The organism is Jannaschia pohangensis (genome assembly GCF_900113875.1).
Lineage (GTDB): Bacteria > Pseudomonadota > Alphaproteobacteria > Rhodobacterales > Rhodobacteraceae > Jannaschia > Jannaschia pohangensis.
Window position 1 is genome coordinate 397,011 of the sequence record NZ_FORA01000001.1, and the last position, 17,428, is coordinate 414,438.

At 65.3% G+C, this 17,428-nt stretch carries 15 protein-coding genes; 13 read left to right on the forward strand and 2 right to left on the reverse strand.

Features of this window, described 5'->3' with window-relative positions:
• Positions 1 to 92: 92 nt before the first annotated feature.
• Positions 93 to 287: a hypothetical protein gene (locus BM002_RS01915; protein ID WP_092776760.1), complete on the forward strand. Its 195-nt coding sequence runs from the start codon at positions 93 to 95 to the stop codon at positions 285 to 287.
• Entirely contained in the window at positions 284 to 1,252 is a 969-nt protein-coding gene (locus tag BM002_RS01920; protein ID WP_092776762.1) for a D-2-hydroxyacid dehydrogenase family protein, read from the forward strand. Before BM002_RS01915 ends, BM002_RS01920 begins: the two co-directional genes overlap by 4 nt.
• Here the strand turns inward: BM002_RS01920 and BM002_RS01925 are convergent.
• Complete coding sequence (locus tag BM002_RS01925; RefSeq protein WP_092776764.1) at positions 1,230 to 2,258, reverse strand: AbrB family transcriptional regulator; 1,029 nt, start codon at positions 2,256 to 2,258, stop codon at positions 1,230 to 1,232. The two genes, BM002_RS01920 and BM002_RS01925, sit on opposite strands and share 23 nt — an antisense overlap.
• Complete coding sequence (locus tag BM002_RS01930) at positions 2,255 to 3,202, reverse strand: GntR family transcriptional regulator (RefSeq protein ID WP_245749100.1); 948 nt, start codon at positions 3,200 to 3,202, stop codon at positions 2,255 to 2,257. The genes BM002_RS01925 and BM002_RS01930 overlap by 4 nt, the downstream gene beginning before the upstream one ends.
• Between BM002_RS01930 and BM002_RS01935 the strand changes: the two genes are divergently transcribed.
• The 11 genes from BM002_RS01935 to BM002_RS01985 all read left to right on the forward strand — a co-directional run bounded on the left by BM002_RS01935 (position 3,117) and on the right by BM002_RS01985 (position 17,345).
• Positions 3,117 to 4,616 carry an aldehyde dehydrogenase (NADP(+)) gene (locus tag BM002_RS01935; RefSeq protein ID WP_092776768.1) on the forward strand — a complete coding sequence of 500 codons (1,500 nt, stop codon included), beginning with the start codon at positions 3,117 to 3,119 and terminating at the stop codon, positions 4,614 to 4,616. The genes BM002_RS01930 and BM002_RS01935 overlap by 86 nt on opposite strands.
• A 192-nt stretch (positions 4,617 to 4,808) precedes the next feature.
• Entirely contained in the window at positions 4,809 to 6,068 is a 1,260-nt protein-coding gene (locus BM002_RS01940; RefSeq protein ID WP_092776770.1) for an ABC transporter substrate-binding protein, read from the forward strand.
• Positions 6,069 to 6,182: 114 nt separating this feature from the next.
• The gene (locus tag BM002_RS01945; RefSeq protein WP_092776772.1) at positions 6,183 to 7,316 is read left to right on the forward strand and encodes an iron-containing alcohol dehydrogenase; all 1,134 of its coding nucleotides are present in this window, start codon (positions 6,183 to 6,185) and stop codon (positions 7,314 to 7,316) included.
• A gap of 142 nt (positions 7,317 to 7,458) precedes the next feature.
• On the forward strand, positions 7,459 to 8,238 hold the full coding sequence (locus BM002_RS01950; RefSeq protein WP_175484777.1) for a helix-turn-helix transcriptional regulator: 780 nt from the start codon (positions 7,459 to 7,461) through the stop codon (positions 8,236 to 8,238).
• A 148-nt stretch (positions 8,239 to 8,386) separates the two neighbouring features.
• Positions 8,387 to 9,400 (forward strand): branched-chain amino acid ABC transporter permease, encoded by a 1,014-nt coding sequence (locus tag BM002_RS01955; RefSeq protein ID WP_092776776.1) that lies wholly within the window; start codon positions 8,387 to 8,389, stop codon positions 9,398 to 9,400.
• Positions 9,400 to 10,455, forward strand: coding sequence for a branched-chain amino acid ABC transporter permease (locus tag BM002_RS01960; RefSeq protein WP_092776778.1), 1,056 nt, complete (start codon positions 9,400 to 9,402; stop codon positions 10,453 to 10,455). The genes BM002_RS01955 and BM002_RS01960 overlap by 1 nt, the downstream gene beginning before the upstream one ends.
• Positions 10,452 to 11,243 (forward strand): ABC transporter ATP-binding protein, encoded by a 792-nt coding sequence (locus BM002_RS01965; RefSeq protein ID WP_175484778.1) that lies wholly within the window; start codon positions 10,452 to 10,454, stop codon positions 11,241 to 11,243. Before BM002_RS01960 ends, BM002_RS01965 begins: the two co-directional genes overlap by 4 nt.
• Positions 11,236 to 13,425 (forward strand): ABC transporter permease, encoded by a 2,190-nt coding sequence (locus BM002_RS01970; RefSeq protein WP_092776780.1) that lies wholly within the window; start codon positions 11,236 to 11,238, stop codon positions 13,423 to 13,425. Before BM002_RS01965 ends, BM002_RS01970 begins: the two co-directional genes overlap by 8 nt.
• Positions 13,422 to 14,249 carry a phosphoenolpyruvate hydrolase family protein gene (locus BM002_RS01975; RefSeq protein ID WP_092776782.1) on the forward strand — a complete coding sequence of 276 codons (828 nt, stop codon included), beginning with the start codon at positions 13,422 to 13,424 and terminating at the stop codon, positions 14,247 to 14,249. The genes BM002_RS01970 and BM002_RS01975 overlap by 4 nt, the downstream gene beginning before the upstream one ends.
• A 19-nt stretch (positions 14,250 to 14,268) precedes the next feature.
• On the forward strand, positions 14,269 to 16,908 hold the full coding sequence (locus tag BM002_RS01980; RefSeq protein ID WP_092776784.1) for a flotillin family protein: 2,640 nt from the start codon (positions 14,269 to 14,271) through the stop codon (positions 16,906 to 16,908).
• Positions 16,908 to 17,345: an SRPBCC family protein gene (locus tag BM002_RS01985; protein WP_092776786.1), complete on the forward strand. Its 438-nt coding sequence runs from the start codon at positions 16,908 to 16,910 to the stop codon at positions 17,343 to 17,345. The genes BM002_RS01980 and BM002_RS01985 overlap by 1 nt, the downstream gene beginning before the upstream one ends.
• Positions 17,346 to 17,428 lie beyond the last annotated feature (83 nt).

The following is a 17,428-nucleotide window of genomic DNA, read 5'->3' on the forward strand; positions in this document are numbered from 1 at the left end:
CCTGCGGATCACCTGCGCTATGACTGGTCCCTGAAGCGTGACTTCCCGCCAGGTCTGCTGCAAGACTTCGTCAAACTTCAACGGCCCCTGACATGACCCAGACAGTTGCTTCTTTCCTGTTCGCACGTGGCGGCATATTGCGCGCGCCGACCGGCTTGGAACAGGCTTCCGGTACGATCGAGGTGCTGGTTGACGACGAATTGGATGAGGGCGGGATCACCCTCACCTCCACCGGGCTCGCGCGGGGCGAAGTCTTGATCCCAGGACGTTTTGAAAGGTTACAATGAAGGTTCATATCCTTGACGATTGGTTCGACACGCTGCGCACCTTGCCGTGTTTTGCCAAACTGGACCGCCACGATGTCACGGTCTGGACAGACCACGAACCCGACCCCGCAAAGCTTGCCGAAAGGGTGCAGGATGCGGAGTGCCTGGTTCTCTTTCGCGAACGCAGCGCTATCGGTACAGAGCTTCTGTCGCGGCTTCCCAACCTGAAACTGATCAGCCAACGGTCGGTCTATCCCCATGTCGACGTCGAGGCCTGTACCGGCAATGGCGTCCTGCTGTGTTCGAACATGCAGAGCGACACACCGTCCTATGCGGCGGCGGAACTGACGCTGGCGCTGATCCTTGCCAGCTATCGCCAGATTCCGCAGCAGGTCGCATCCCTGCGGGCCGGCAGCTGGCAAATGGGTGTCGGGCGCACGTTGCGCGGTCGCACACTGGGGCTTTACGGCCATGGCCGGATTGCCGGAGTGGTGGCGGACTATGCCAGGGCAATGGGCGTCGATGTGCAATGGTGGGGATCAGAGGCCGGGCGTGCGCGCGCATCCGCAGCTGGTGAAACCGTCGCGCCATCGCGCGAGGCGTTCTTTGCCACATCGGATGTGGTCAGCCTGCATGTCCGCCTCACCTCTGAAACCAGGGGGCTGATTTCAGCCGATGATCTGGCCGCAATGAAGCCGAGGTCCCTGTTCGTGAACACCTCACGCTCGGGCCTCGTGGCGACAGGCGCGCTAGAGGCCGAGATCGAAAGAGGCCGCATCTTCGCGGCGGTCGATGTCTTCGACACGGAACCGATGCGCGATGCGGACCATATCCTTGCGACCCACCCCAATGTGCTGCCCACGCCGCATATCGGCTATGTCACCGAGGACGAATTCGACATGCAGTTCAGCGACATCTTCGATCAGATCAACGCCTATGCGCAGGGCGCGCCGATCCACATGATCAATCCTTCGGTCTGGGGCTGAAGACGCGCGCGGCGAGTGGCGCACCAAGGATGACGACAAAAATCCGCAAGACGTGGTGGGCGATCACGAACGCCATGTCCGCCCCCACGATCAACGCCAGAATCGTCATCTCCGCCTGACCGCCGGGCGCGAAGGCCAGCAGCGTTTCGAGCGGCGGTGCAAGCTCCATCAGATGGATCGCCTCGGCGAAAATCACCGTGAGGATCAACAGGATCACGCAAAACCCGATTGCTGCGGCAACGTCTCGGCGCACTTCCGGCATCGTCACGCCGACGTATTTGGTCCCCACGGTCATGCCGATGAAGAACTGCGCCAACCAGATCGCTTCGGAGGGGGGGCGATGTTGCAGAACCCCGAGCAAGGCAAGAATCGCGGCAAGGATCAGGGGCCCCAGAATGGACGCCCCGAACATGCCGATCGCCTTGGCACCGCGCCAGCCGACAAGCCCGCAAAAGACCATCAGCAGAAGCTGTGTCGGCGCAACCGACGTGGCGGGCGCGCCCGGCGGGTTGGACAGATCAGCGTCCCACACACCCTGCAAGATGAACGGCAGGGCCACGACAATCACCATGACCCGTGTCGCATGGATCAGCGAGAGCGCCCGCACGTCTCCGCCCGCTTCTTCCCCGAAGGCCAGCATGTCCTGCAAACCGCCAGGCATCGCCGAATAATAGCTGGTCGCGAAGTCAAACCCCCAGATCCGCTGGAAGTACGGGATACCGATCGCGCCAATGCTGGCGATCATCAGCGGGATCATGAGCAGCGTCGGCCACATGTCTACCATCGACCCCAACAGCGCGACGGTAAAGGTCGCCCCGACGGCCACACCCAGGATCGACCGCATTGCATCGTTGACCAGCTTGTTTCCCCGAAGCGGCAGGCCACACAGGGCCGCAATCAGGCAAGCGAAGATCGGACCAAGTAGCCAGGGCAACGGCAGGCGCAGCAGGTGAAACACCGCAACACCCACTGCCGCCACCGCATAGGTCAGGGCAAGCCGCTTCATCCCCGCATGACCGACAGGCGGTGGCGCAGGGAGGTCTGCAAATGCGCCTCGGCCGAAGCGCCGGCCGCCTTTGGATCACCGTTCCGGATGGCGTCGATGATGTCTTGATGCTGGCGGCACACGACAGCAATCCGACCTTCGTCGGCCAGCGTCGTCGGACCAAGCAACATCAGGGCGTTATTCAAGGCGCGCGCGGATTCCAGAAGAAACCGGTTGCGCGTGGCAAGGTAGATGCAGCGGTGGAACTGCTGATTGATCGACGCGGCCCGGGCCGGATCAGCCACCGCATCGGCAATCGTCGCGTTCAATTCATCGAGTTCATCAATTTCGGCGTCTATGGCGTGTTTCGCCGCCATCTCTGCCGCCGTGCGTTCCAGCACCAGCCGCATCTCGTAGAGCTCGACCACCTCGGTATGGCCGAGCGCCCGGACGATTGCACCAAGGCGGGGCCGGTGTTCGACGATACCATCGGCTTCCAGCTTGCGAAGGGCTTCCCTGACCGGGGTGCGCGACAACGCCATTCGTGCCCCGACATCTTCCTCGCGGAGCCTGTCGCCGGGTTGAAACACACCACCACGAATGGCCTCGAGCAGCTTGGCATAGGCAACGTCGCCCTGAGACATTTCGGAGGATGGACCGGCGCGCATCGTAAGCTTTCCAAATTGTATCCCTTTGGATACCAGCGGAGCGTAGCCACGAGATCGCGTCGTGTCAAAGAAGAAGATTGTCGTTGCGGGGTCGCGAAACGCGGCCCTGGACGGCAAAGCCGACTGAACGCTTTGCCGGATCGCAGCCGCTCTGTCACAGAAGGCGTACTTGGGCTTATGCTGCCGCAGGCAGCGAATGGGAGAGTGCGCGATGTTGACCGGACAACAGCTTATTGCGGGGACGTGGAAGATGGGGGTGGCGACGTTCACCTCGGCCCCGGCGTCGGGTGCGCCCATGACCGTCTACGTGGCCGGACCCGACGATATCGCGGCGGCGGTCGAGGCGGCGGAAGGGGCCTTCGCGTCTTTCGGGGCGACACCCCGCAGTCAGCGAGCGGCCTTCCTGAACACCATCGCCGACGAGATCGACGCGCGGGGCGAGGCCATCACCAGCATCGGGACCGCCGAGACGGGCCTGCCCGAAGCGCGCCTGAACGGCGAGCGGGGCCGCACCGTGGGGCAGCTGCGCCTGTTTGCGAAGCACATCCTGGACGGCGGGTATCTGGACCGGCGACATGACGAGGCCCTGCCCGACCGCAAGCCACTGCCACGCTCCGACCTGCGGATGATCCAGCGACCCGTCGGCCCCGTTGCGGTCTTCGGCGCGTCGAATTTCCCGCTGGCCTTCTCGACCGCCGGGGGCGACACCGCCGCCGCGCTGGCCGCCGGATGTCCCGTCGTCGTCAAGGGCCACCCGGCCCATCCGGGCACGGGCGAGATCATCGCGCAGGCCATTGACGCCGCGATCCGGGCGCACGACCTCCATCCGGGCGTTTTCTCTCTGTTGCAGGGCGATACGCACGACATCGGTCAGGCGCTTGTCACGCATCCGCTGATTGCGGCGGTCGGGTTCACCGGCTCGCTCGGCGCGGGGCGCGCGCTCTTCGATCTTTGCGCGGCACGGCCTGTCCCGATCCCGTTCTACGGCGAACTGGGGTCGATCAACCCCGTATTCCTGCTGCCGGCGGCCCTGGCCGCGCGTGCCGAGGCGATGGCCCGGGGGTGGGCCGCATCGCTGACCATGGGCGCGGGGCAATTCTGCACCAACCCGGGCGTCGTCGTGGCCATCGCCGGGGAGGCAGCCGAGCAATTCGTCGCCACCGCGACCGATGCCCTGACCGAAGCGCCCGAACAGACGATGCTGACCGACGGCATCGCCTCGGCCTATCGGCGCGGGCGCGATGCTGCCACCTCTGGGTGCACGCCGCTCGTTCGCTCAGAAAGCGCCGGGCGCAAAGCAAGCGCGGACCTGCTGCGGGTCAGCGGGGCCGATTGGCTTGCCAACCCCACCCTTTCGCACGAAGTTTTCGGCCCCCTTGGGATCATCGTCCTGGCCGAGGACGCGGCCCAGGTCACCGAGATCGCCACGCGCCTTGACGGGCAATTGACCTGCACCCTTCAGATGGACGCAGGCGATAACGACGTGGCCCGGGCCCTCCTGCCGATCCTGGAGCGCAAGGCGGGGCGCATCCTGGCCAATGGTTTCCCGACGGGGGTCGAGGTCAGCGATGCCATGGTGCACGGCGGCCCCTACCCTGCGTCAACGAATTTCGGCGCGACCTCCGTAGGCACGATGGCGATCCGGCGGTTCCTGCGGCCCGTCTGCTATCAGGACATTCCCGCAACCCTTTTGCCCGACGACCTGACCTGATCCGTCCGGGCCGCCCGACCGGTGCGGGCGGCCAATTTCGGAAAAATGAGACGCTCGGGTATGACGTCGCACCCCCGGTAATCACGAATTCCGCAACCGCGCCTACCGTCTGAGGACGAGGATCGAGGTCGCACCGCCACGGCCACGCGAAGGGGCCAACAGGCATTCATGCGACCCGAAAGGGAGGATGACATGAACAGATTTATTGCAAGCGTTGTCGCTGCGACAGCGTTGACGATGCCCTTGACCGCACAAGCCCAGGAAGCGTTCAAGATCGGCGTGCTGGTCACCCAGGAAGGCACGTTCACCGTTGCCGGCGGTGACGGCATCCGGGGCGTTGAGCTGGCCATCGACCAGTTCGGCGGCGAAGTCGCCGGTCGGCCCATCGAATGGGTTCTGGGACCATCGGACGCCACGCCGGACACGGCCGTACGCGTCGCACGCAAGCTGATCGAGCAGGACGGCGTCGACATCATCGTCGGCCCGCTGTCCGGGTCCGAGGGTATCGCGATGCGCGACTACTCCAAGACGATCCCGGACAAGACGATCATCAACGGTATCTCGGGCGCTCTCGAGACGACCTTCGTCGATCCGTCGCCCAATTTCTTCCGGTTCAACACCGACGGCAACCAGTGGGGCTCGGGCCTCGGAAGCTATGTCGTGAACGAACTGGGCTGGACGAACATCGCCACGGTCGCGGCGGATTATTCGTTCGGCTACACCAACTTCATGGGCTTCGCCGTCGACTATTGCCGCGCGGGCGGCAAGATCGAGGAACGCTTCTGGCAGCCATTGGGCAGCTCGGACTTCGGATCGGTCATCGCGGCCCTGCCCGATGACGTCGATGCGATCTATCTGGGGATCGGCGGCACGGACGCCATCAACTTCCTGAACCAGTATCAGCAGGCCGGCTCGGAGACGAACATCATCGCGGGCACCATCCTGGTCGACCAGTCGGTCCTGACGGCCGAGGGGCGCGCCAAGGACGCGCTGATCGGGACCGTGTCGTCTGGTCCGCAGGCCGACGACTACGACAGCCCGGCCTGGAAGGCCTATGTCGAAGCCTATCAGGCGAAGTGGGCCCCCGAAGACCGCTTCCCCACCCCGTCGCTGTTCGCGACCGGCTACTACAACGCGACGATGGCCGCCCTGACCGCCCTGCAGGAGGTCGAGGGCGACACGAGCGACGGACAGGAAGCGTTCCGCGCCGCACTCTCGGGCCTGACCCTGGCCAGCCCCATCGGTGACATCACCCTGAATGAGAACCGTCAGGCCACCGGCCCCGTGTTCATCAGCGAGGTGATCGAGAACGAGGACGGCACCCTGTCGACCAAGATGGTGAGCAAGGTCGAAGGCGTGACCCAGACCCTGGGCCTCGAGATGGCGGATTTCGCCGCCCTTGGCCTGCCGTCGCGGGACACGCCGGATTGCGACGCCCTCAACGGCGGCTGACCTGTTCCCGAACGCCTGAGCGGGGCCGGCTTGGCGCTGGCCCCGCCCCTTTTGCAGACATTGCGCCGGGGGACCTTGCCGTCCCGACCGGCGGACGTTCGGAGGGGCCGCATCATGTCATTGATCACGTATCTGACCCGTGTGCGCTTTGCCGACGCGGTTCTCGAAGACGGGATCGAGTCCGAACTGCGTCAATGCGGGATCACCCGCCCCTTCGTCCTGACCGATCGCGAACCTGACGGAGCCTTGCTGGCCCGGTTCCTCGGGGCCTTGCCCGACGGGATGCCGGTCACCCGACAGCTGCTGCCCAATGCCCCCCTGACCCAGGCCAACCTGCTGATCGCGGTCGAGCGGTTTCGCGCGGGCCGCTGCGACGGGGTCATCGGCTTTGGTGGCATCGCGGCCATCGACATGGCCCGCCTGCTGGCCCTGACCTATGCGGACAAATCGGCCCGCACGCGCGTTCTGACCGGGACGGCCACCACCCTTCGGGACCGGGGTCGCGCCCTGCCGGTGATCACGGTGCCCACGACGGCCGCCTGTGGCGCGGGTCTGGGCAATTGCATCCGACTGGTGCGCGCCGATACCCGGCCCGTCACCCTGATCGGCCCGGCGCTGCTGCCGTCGGCCACGCTCTGCGATCCGACCCTGATGTCCGACGAAGGCCCCGAGGCCATGGCCGCGGCCGTCATCGACGTGCTGGTCCATTGCGTCGAAACCTATCTGTGCACCGATTGGAACCCGCCCGCCGACGGCATCGCGCTCGAAGGGTTGCGGCGGGCTTCCGCCGTGCTGGACCGGGCAGTCGATGACAGGGGTGACCTCGAGGCGCGGCGCGAATTGATGGCCGCCGCGTTGAACGGCGCGCTGGCGGGGCAAAAGGGCCTTGGCGGCATTCACGCGCTGGCCCATGCGCTCGAACGTCAGGTGCCCGGCGGGCCCGCGCCCCATGGACAGCTTCACGCGGCCCTCGCACCCCATGTCCTTGAATTCAACGCGCCCGCCGTTGGCAAACGCTATCGCCTGATTGCCGAGACGATGCGCCTGCCCGAAAGCGCGGACCTGCCGACGGCCTTCGCGAAGCTGGGCGAGAGACTGTCCCTGCCCCTGCGGCTCAGCCCGACCGGACTGGCCCGCACGGCGCTGCCGCAGATCGCCGCGCAGGCCGAGGCGGACCCGACCAACCGGACCAACCCGCGCATGGCCACGGCCGCCGATTACCAGACCATGCTGGAGGCCGCATTGTGAGCCAAGAACAAAACCTTGTCTTTTGGCGCAACAAGATTAGGCTTGCCCTAGGGTCGCGTTACCAAAAGTTGCGCGAGGGAGGAAGATGAGCACTGCTGCCGCCGTAATTCACGGGCCTTTTGGTCGCGTGTGCCTCTACAACATGGATCGCCCCATGGTGCGTCACGCCCATAGGGAAGGCCATCTTGTGTTCCACGTTCAGGGCCCGCCTGCGGAAATGGTGGTGGAGTCCAAGGCCTATCCGATCGCGCCCGGACAGGCCGCCGCCGTCAGCCCGTGGCAACCCCACCTCTACAGACCGCTGCACGATGAGCCGACGCTCGCGCTGGTTCTCTATATCAATCCCGGCTGGTTTCTGGAGGCCAGCCGACGCGCCACCTCGTCCCTGCGCTTCGGGCGCAACGCCATCGAGGCCAGCACGCCGATCAACGCACATGTCCACCACATCGCCCGCGTCATGCTGGAGCACGAGGTCGATGACGGCAACGTCGAGGACGAGATCTGCGCCCTGACCCAGACCTGTTTCGACCAGTCGTGGCAATGGACGACCGAGGGCACGGCCTTCGTCGGACGTGCCCTGCCCGTCTGGGATTTCCGGGTCCGCGCGTCCCTGCGCCTGATGCGCGACCACGTCGGCAGCGACGACACCCTGACCGACATTGCCCGTGCGGCCGGCCTGTCACGACCGCATTTCTACAAGCTGTTCCGGCAACACGTGGGCGTGACCCCGAACCTCTACATGAACGCCCTGCGGATGGAGCGTGCCATCGGCCTTCTGACCGACAGCCAGGACGCCGTGACGGACATCGGCTTTGACCTCGGCTTTTCCAGCCAAGCCAGTTTTTCGCGGTTCTTCATCGCCAATGGCGTGGTGGCCCCGTCCGACTATCGCCGCAGCGTTCTCAACGCGATGACGCTCTGAAACCGGCGCCGATCTCGCCGATGTTTACGCGACCCTGCGCCACGCTTTGAGACTCTCGGGTATGCCCGCGCCCCGGCCCCGCCCCTAGAGTAGACGGCGTCACGTCGGCTCCCGCAGGGGAATCGTCACGTACATCGGGGAGGAATTCATGAGGGCGTTCACTCAGCGCTATCCGGTCTGGTCGGCTCTCATCGGCTTGGCGGCCCTCATCCTGCTGTATGCCATCTTCGCCCCCTGGTCGGACGCCGCCGAAGACATTTTCGGACGCAAGCGCATCTTCCTGAACGCGCTCTTCGGGGGCATCACCCTCGGGGCGCTCTACTTCCTGGTCGCGTCGGGGTTCACGCTGATCTTCGGACTGATGAAGAACGTCAACCTGGCCCATGGGTCGCTCTATCTGTTCGGCGGCTACATGGGCTATCTCTGGGTCGATCTGACGGGCCTGTGGATCTGGGCGTTCCCCGTCGTCTTCATCATCGTGGCCCTGATCGGCGTGGTCCTCCAATATGTTGTCTTCCGCCGGATGGAGGGCGAGGATCTGCGCCAGACCCTTGTCACCATCGGGATCGGCATCGTCGCCGCCGACATCATGCTGTGGATCTGGGGCGGCCAAAGCTACACCATCCTGACGCCCGAATGGCTGTCGGGTCCGACAAAACTGCCGATCATCTCGTCCATCCGGGACAGCGGCGAGATCGTCTATCTCAGCTATCCGCAGGTGCGCATCGCGATCCTCGTGGCCTCCATCGTGATCGGCCTGGGCATGTGGTTCGCCCTGAACAAGACGCGGATCGGGATGCTGATCCGGGCCGGCGTCGACGACAAGGAGATGCTGACGGCGACGGGCGTGCGCATCCAGCTGGTTTTCGTCGGGGTCTTTGCCTTCGGCGCGGGGCTGGCGGGCATCGCGGGCATCGTCGGCGGCACGTTCCAGTCGATTTCCCCGGGTGAAGACACGCGCTTCCTGCTGGCAAGCCTCGTGGTGGTGATCGTGGGCGGCATGGGGTCGATCCCGGGGGCGGCGCTCGGCGCGCTCATCATCGGTCTCGCCGATCAGCTCGGGTCGGTCTACATGCCGACCTATTCGGTGGTCCTGTCGTTCCTCATCATGGCGCTGGTCCTGGCGTTCCGGCCCCAGGGCCTTCTGGGGGGTGGTCGCTGATGGCCGTCACCGACACCAGACCGCAGCCCTCCTATCAGTGGATCGAGCATATCTCGGCCACCAACTTCGGGATCATCGCGCTGGCGCTCATCATGCCCGTGCTGGCCAACGATTTCATCCTGTTCCAGGTCTTCGGTTGGGCCTTCATCCTGGGGACCATCGCCCTGTCGCTGCAGTTCCTCGCGGGTTATGGCGGCATGGTCAGCCTGCTTCAGATGACCGTCGCGGGGCTGGCCGGATATGGCGTGGCCCTCTTCGGGGACAGCGGCGCGGCCCTGTCGCTCGGCTGGCCCTGGTGGTTGAACATCCCGGTCGCCATCATCGTCGCGGGCATCTTTGCGACCCTCGTGGGTGCCCTCGCCGTGCGGACCGAGGGGATCTATACCATCATGATCACCCTCGCCATCGCCTCGGCGTTCTTCTATTTCGCGCGGCAGAACTATCCGATCTTCAACGGCTATACCGGGTTCAACCTGGTCATCCCACCACAGCTCTTTGGCGTCGACTGGCGGCAACCCGTGCCGTTCTACTACCTGACGCTCGGGGCCGCGACGCTCTCGTTCATCTGCGTCCTCTATGTATCGCGGTCGCCCTTCGGCCTGGCCCTTCAAGGCGTGCGCGACAACCCGCGCCGCATGGCGGCCCTCGGATTCAACGTCACGATGCACCGCATCTATGCCTATACCTTCGCCAGCTTCTTTGCCTCCATCGGGGGCATCCTTCTGGTCTGGCAGAACGCGCAGGTATCGCCCGGCACCGTGGGCCTGCCCAATGTCTTCGACATCCTGGTGATCGCCGTGGTCGGCGGTCTGCGCCACCCCATCGGACCCTTCATCGGCGCGCTGATCTATTGCGTTCTGCGGGCCTTTGCCCCCGACATCCTGCTGGCGTTCGGTCTGTCGGGCGAGCGGTTCAAGATGCTGATCGGCCTTGGTTTTCTCGCCATCGTGTTCTGGTCGCCCGACGGTGTCCTGGGCCTTTGGGATCGCTGGAAAGCGCGCAGATCGGCCAATGCGGATCCGCTGACCGGGAAAGCACGCGGGGGGTCGGCATGACGATGACCGATACCGCCGCCGACCGTCTGGGCAGCGCCAGCAGCGGCAACGCGCTGGAACTGCGGGGTGTCACCAAGCTCTTCGGTGCGCTTGCCGCGCTCACCGATATCAACCTGACCGTCCGGCCCGGCGAACGGCGCGCGGTTCTGGGCTCCAACGGCGCGGGCAAGACCACGCTGTTCAATTGCGTCACGGGCGATTTCCTTCCGACGAACGGCTCCATCCGCCTTTTTGGTGAAGACGTCACCAGCTTTCCGCCGCAGGAGCGTATCCGGCGCGGCCTTCGGCGCACCTATCAGATTTCGCTGCTGTTCGGCGGGCTGTCGGTGATCGACAACGTCTATCTGGCCTGTCGCGGTGTCAGCCGGGGACGGTTTTCGATGCTGCGGCCCCGGCGCAACGACACGCTGATGGCGCGGGCGGCCGAACTGATCGAGGCGGTCCACATGACGCCGCTCAAGGACACCATGGTCCGCAACCTGGCTTACGGCCAGCAGCGGCAGCTCGAGATCGCGCTGGCCCTGTCCGGGGCACCCCGCCTGATCCTATTCGATGAGCCAGCGGCCGGCCTGTCGCCCACCGAGCGCAGCGAGTTGATCGCCATCCTGATGGGTTTGCCCGGACACATCGGATACATCATCATCGAGCATGACATGGACGTGGCCCTGCGTGTCGCGACCTCGGTTTCGATGATGCACAACGGGCGCATCTTCAAGGAAGGCAGCCCCGAAGAAATCGAAAACGATCCGGAGGTGCAGGAATTGTACCTGGGGGGTGGCCATGGCTGAGCGCGCGCAGGCACCAGCCCTCGACGTCAAGGGTCTCAACGTCTTCTATGGCGCGTCGCATGCGTTGCAGGGCGTCGATCTGCACCTGGCGGGCGGCGTCCTGTCGGTCGTGGGCCGCAACGGGATGGGCAAGACGACCTTGTGCAAGGCGATCATGGGTCTGGTGCCCGCCGCCGCCGGGTCCATCACCTTCGCCGGGCAAAGCCTGATCGGGAAATCCCCCGCTGAAATCGCCCGTCTCGGTGTCGGCTACGTGCCGCAGGGGCGGCGTCTCTGGCGGTCGCTGACGGTGGATGAACACCTGCGGCTGGTGGCCACCAAGTCAGGTGCCTGGACGGTCGAGCGGATCTATTCGACCTTCCCCCGCCTGGCCGAACGCAAGTCCAACGGTGGCGCCCAACTGTCGGGCGGAGAGCAGCAGATGCTCGCCATCAGCCGTGCGCTTCTGTCCAACCCGAAACTTCTCATCATGGATGAGCCGACCGAGGGGCTCGCTCCGGTGATCGTCGAACAGGTGGAGCAGATGCTGATCCGCCTTGCCGAAGACGGCGACATCGACGTGCTGGTGATCGAACAGAACATCGGGGTTGCCACGGCGATTGCCGAAGACGTGGCCATCATGGTCAACGGGCGGATCAACCGGCTGGTCGACGCGGGGCTTCTGGCTTCGGACCGCGATCTGCAACAGCGGCTTCTGGGTGTGGGTCGCCACGGCGAGGGCGATGGTCCCGGCGAAGGGGAGGCCGCGCCGCAGGACTCGCCCGAGGCGGCGGCGCCGAGCCCGACCACGGTCACCAAGATCTATCTGTCCAACCCGAAGACGCCGACCCGGTGGAGCCGGCCCGTTCCCGTCGACGTCCTGGAAACGCAGGCGCGGATCAAGACGACCGGCCCCGCCGTTCAGGGCAGCCAGCCTGTCATCCAGCCGATTACCCCATCGGTCGAGAATATCGTTCTGGTCGCCGGCACCTTCGACACCAAGGGCGCAGAGCTGCGCTTCATGCGCGACATCCTGCGGGCGTCCGGCCTGCCCGTGCGGACCGTCGATCTGTCGACGACCAACGTCCATTCCGGCGCGGATGTGCCCGCCCATCAGATCGCCGCTTTCCACCCGCGCGGCGCGTCGGGCGTGTTCACCAACGACCGGGGCCAGTCGGTCGCGGGCATGACGCTGGCGTTCGAGCGTTGGATGCGCGGTCAGTCCGGCATCCTCGGCATTCTGTCGGCGGGCGGGTCGGGCGGCACGGCCATCGTCGCCCCGGCCATGCGGTCGCTGCCGGTCGGGGTGCCCAAGATCATCGTCTCGACCGTCGCCTCGGGCGAGGTGTCGCAATACGTCGGCGCGGCGGACATCACGATGATGCATTCGGTGGCCGACGTCCAGGGGATCAACGCGATCACCCGCTCGGTTCTGGGCAATGCGGCCAACGCCATGGCGGGGATGGCCAACGCCCGTCGCAAGGCAGGCCCGGCCCCGACCGAGGCGCGCGCCGCCATCGGCCTGACGATGTTCGGCGTCACCACCCCCGCGGTCCAGCAGATCACGGCGGCGATGCAGGACGACTATGACTGCCTCGTCTTCCACGCCACCGGGATCGGCGGGCAGTCGATGGAGAAGCTGGTCGACTCCGGCATGATCAAGGGTGTCATCGACGCGACCACGACCGAGGTCTGCGACATGATGATGGGCGGGGTCTTTGCCGCCACCGAAGATCGCTTCGGCGCGATGATCCGTGCCCGGATGCCCTATGTCGGCGCGGTCGGGGCCCTCGACATGGTGAATTTCGGCGCGCCCAACACCGTGCCCGAAAAATACCGGGGTCGGCTGTTCTATGAACACAACCCGCAAGTCACCCTGATGCGGACCACGCCCGAGGAAAACACCGCCATGGGCCGCTGGATCGGCGAGCGGTTGAACCAGATGGAGGCGCCGGTGCGCTTCTTTCTGACCGAAGGCGGCGTGTCGCTGCTGGATGCGCCGGGCAAGCCCTTTGACGATCCGCGCGCCCGCGCCGCGCTTTTCGATGCTCTGGAACAGACCGTGCGACAGACGCCCGCACGTCGCCTGATCCGCCTTCCCCATAACATCAACGCCCCCGAGGCATCGGCGGCCATGGTCGCGGCCTTCCGCGAACTTCACGGACCGGTGCGCCCGCACAGCAAGACAAAGGTAGCAAGATGATTTCCAGACAGTCCCTGCTCGAAAAGTTCCAGGCCATGAAAGCCGCAGGCACGCCCATCGTCGGCGGCGGGGCCGGCACCGGACTTTCCGCGAAATGCGAAGAGGCGGGCGGCATCGACCTGATCGTGATCTATAATTCCGGCCGTTACCGCATGGCGGGGCGCGGATCGCTTGCGGGTCTCATGCCCTACGGTGATGCCAATGCCATCGTCATGGAAATGGCCTCCGAAGTCCTGCCGGTCATCAAGCACACCCCGGTTCTGGCGGGCGTCTGCGCCACCGACCCCTTCCGCCTGATGGACAAGTTCCTGGACGAGGTGAAGGCGCGCGGCTTTTCGGGGGTGCAGAATTTCCCGACGGTCGGCCTGATCGACGGCACCTTCCGCGCCAACCTCGAAGAGACGGGAATGTCCTTTGGGCTGGAGATCGACATGATCGCCAAGGCCCATCAGAAGGACCTGTTCACCACGCCCTACGTCTTCAACGAAGACGACGCGACAGCCATGGCCAAGGCGGGCGCGGATATCATCGTCTGCCATCTGGGCCTGACGACCGGCGGCTCCATCGGGGCGGATACCGCCGTCACGCTGGAGCAATGTCCGGCCCTGGTCGACGGCATGGCCGAAGCGGCGCTGCGAGTGAACAAGGACGCCATCGTCCTGGTCCACGGCGGCCCCGTCGCGATGCCCGCAGACGCGGAATACGTCCTCAAGAACACGCAGAATTGCCACGGCTTCTATGGCGCCTCCTCGATGGAACGGCTGCCGACCGAGGTCGCGCTCACGGAACAAACCCGTCTGTTCAAACAGATTTCGGGCAAGTGATCAGGGAAGGATTACAGCAATGACCGGACAGATCATCGGACAGCTCGTCTTGTGGCTCATCGTGGCGGTTATCGTTATCGCCATTCTCTACTGGGTGATGAACTGGCTCTATCGCCGCTCCACCAAGGAAGTGGCCTTCGTGCGAACGGGTTTCCTGGGCGAAAAGGTCGTGATCGACGGCGGTGCCTTCGTCTGGCCCATCGTCCACGACATCACGCCCGTCAACATGAACACCCTGCCCCTCGCTGTCACGCGCACGCAGAAGAACGCGCTCATCACCAAGGACAGGATGCGCGTGGACGTCGAAGCCGAATTCTACGTCCGCGTCCGCCCCGAGCGGCCCGCCGTGTCGATGGCCGCGTCGACCCTGGGTCGCCGAACGCTGGAGGCAGAGAACCTGCACGGCCTTCTGTCGGGCAAGTTCGAATCCGCCATGCGCACCGTCGCCGCCGAAATGTCGATGTCCGACATGCACGAGAACCGGAACGCCTATGTCACCAAGGTCCGTGAAATCGCGCAGGACGATCTGACCAAGAACGGGCTGGAGCTGGAATCGGTCGCCATCATCGACATCGACCAGACCAGCCTCGAATTCTTCAACCCCTCCAACCGGTTCGATGCCGAAGGTCTGACCACGCTCATCCAGGACATCGAGGCGCGCCGCAAGCTGCGCAACGACATCGAGCAGGACAGCATGATCCAGATCCGGACCCGCAACCTGCAGGCCGAAAAGGAAGCGCTCGACATCGAAAGCGCCTCCGAGGAAGCGCGCTTGACCCAGGAACGCGACGTCGAATTCCGCCGCGCGCAGCAACGGGCCGAACTGGCGCGGGAGCGTGCGGAGCGCGAGACCGAGGGCGAGACCGCCCAGATCACCGCCCGCGAGATCATCGAGAAGGCGCGCATCGCCAACGAGCAGAGCATTTCCGAAACCCGCATCGCCTCCGAGCGCCAGATCCGCAGCCGCGAGATCGCCCGCCAGCGCGAGATCGAGGCCGAGGAAATCGCTGCCCGCGAACAGACCGAGACCGCCCGCATCCTTCAGGAACGGACCGTCAAGGAAGCGCGGATCACCAACGATCAGGAAACCCAGTCCAGGGAAATCGCCAAGGCCCGCGCCATCGAAGAGGCCGAGATCGCCGCCCGCGAAGCAACCGAACGCGCGCGCATCGAACAGGAGCGCGCACTGGCCGAAGCCCGCATCGCCAAGGACCGCGAGACACAGGCCCTCGAAATCGAGCGCCAGCGCGTGACCGAACAGGCCGAGATCAAGGCCACCGAAGAAACCGAGCGTGCCCGCATGGCCCGGACACTCGTCATCAACCAGACCCGCATCAGCGGCGAGGAAAAGGTCCGCCTGCAGGAGATCACCCGCCAGAAGACGCTCGACGAAGCCGAGATCGCCGCGCGAGAGACCGTGGAGCGCATCCGCATCCTCCAGGCCGCCGAGGTTTCCGAGGCCCGGATTGCAGAGGATCAGCGCATTCGCGAGTTGGAAATCGACCGCCAGAAGGCCGTCGAAGCCGCGGAGATCGCCGCCGCGGAAAGCATCGAACAGGCGCGCATCGCCCGCGAGCGCGAAGTGGCCGCGACACGGATCGCGGCGGATCAGACGACCCGGTCGCAGGAGATCGCCCGCAACCGCGCGCTCGACGAGGCGAAGTTGGCCGCCGACGAGGCCATCGAACAGGCGCGAATTGCCCAAAAGAAGACGCTGGACGCCGAACGCATCGCCGCCCATCAGGCCACCCGCGCCCGCGAGATCGAGCGCGAGGAGGCGATCGAGACCGCCGAAGTCGCCCGCGAACAGGCCGTGGAGGCCAGCCGGATCGAGCGCCGCCGGTCCATCGAGCAGCTGGAAATCGCCCGGATTCAGGCGCTTCGCGAGGCCGAGATCGAAAGCCGCGAGGATATCGAGCGCGCCCGCATCGCGTCCGAGCGCGGGATCGACGAGATCCGGATCAGCCACGAGACCGAGCGCCGTCGCCTGGAGATCGAGCGGGAGCAGTCGGTCGAGACGGTCCAGCTCGACAAGGCCATCGCGATCTATGCCAAGTCGCTGGAGGAGTCGGCGGCCCGCGCCAAGGCCGATGCCGCCCGCGCCACAGCCGCCGAGGCCGAAGAGAAGGTCAAGACCGTCCGAGAGACCGAGGTCGCCAACCGCAAGCAGAAGATCGACGTGCTGATGGCGCAGAAGGCCGCCGAAGAAGCAAAGATTGCGGCCGAGGCCGAAAAGGTCCGCAGTTCGGTCATGGCCGAGGCACAACGCCTGATCAACGAGGCCGAGAACGTGCTGACCGATCCGGCCCGCGCCAGCCTCTTCAAGCTCAAGATGCTGGAGCATGTGGAGGGCATCGTCGCCGCGTCCGTCAAGCCGCTCGAGAAGATCCAGGATATCCGCATCATGCAGCTCGATGGCATGGGCGGCGGTTCCGGGTCGTCGGGGGGCAGCCCGACGGACGAGGTCATCAATTCCGCCCTGCGCTACCGCGTCCAGGCGCCGATGATCGACAGCCTGCTGTCCGACATCGGCATAGACGGATCGAACATCGCCAAGCAGGGCGGCCTCATGCGCGAGGCGTCCGACATGCAGCGCGTGGCCGATGGGGCGGCCAAGGCGGCCAAACCCGACGCCAAGCCGGAAGGGGACAAGAAATAATGCCCCGCGTCTTCATCTCCTCCGTCATCGGGGCCCCGCCCGCAAAGGTCTGGGACAAGATCCGGGATTTCAACGCCCTGCCCCGCTGGCACCCGCGCATCCGCGACAGCCGGATCGAGAACGGCGAGCCGTCCGACCGCGTGGGATGCGTCCGCGACTTCCACCTGCAGAACGGCGACCGGATCCGCGAAAAGCTTCTGGCGCTCAGCGATTTCGACCTGTCGTGCACCTATGCGATCCTGGAAAGCCCGATGCCGCTGACCGACTATGTCGCGACCCTGCGGCTCACGCCGATCACCGACGGGGACCGCACCTTCGCCGAATGGACCGCCGAATTCGACTGTGCCGAAGCGGATGCAGAGGATCTTGTCGTCGGAATTGGCAACAACGTGTTCCAGGCGGGTTTCGACGCGCTCAAGCGACAGATGACGGGCTGACGGACCAGCTTGCGACGGCACGGCGACCGATCCGGTCGCACGAAAGGGAGGAGACGACATGACAGCACCGATTTCGACCGCTC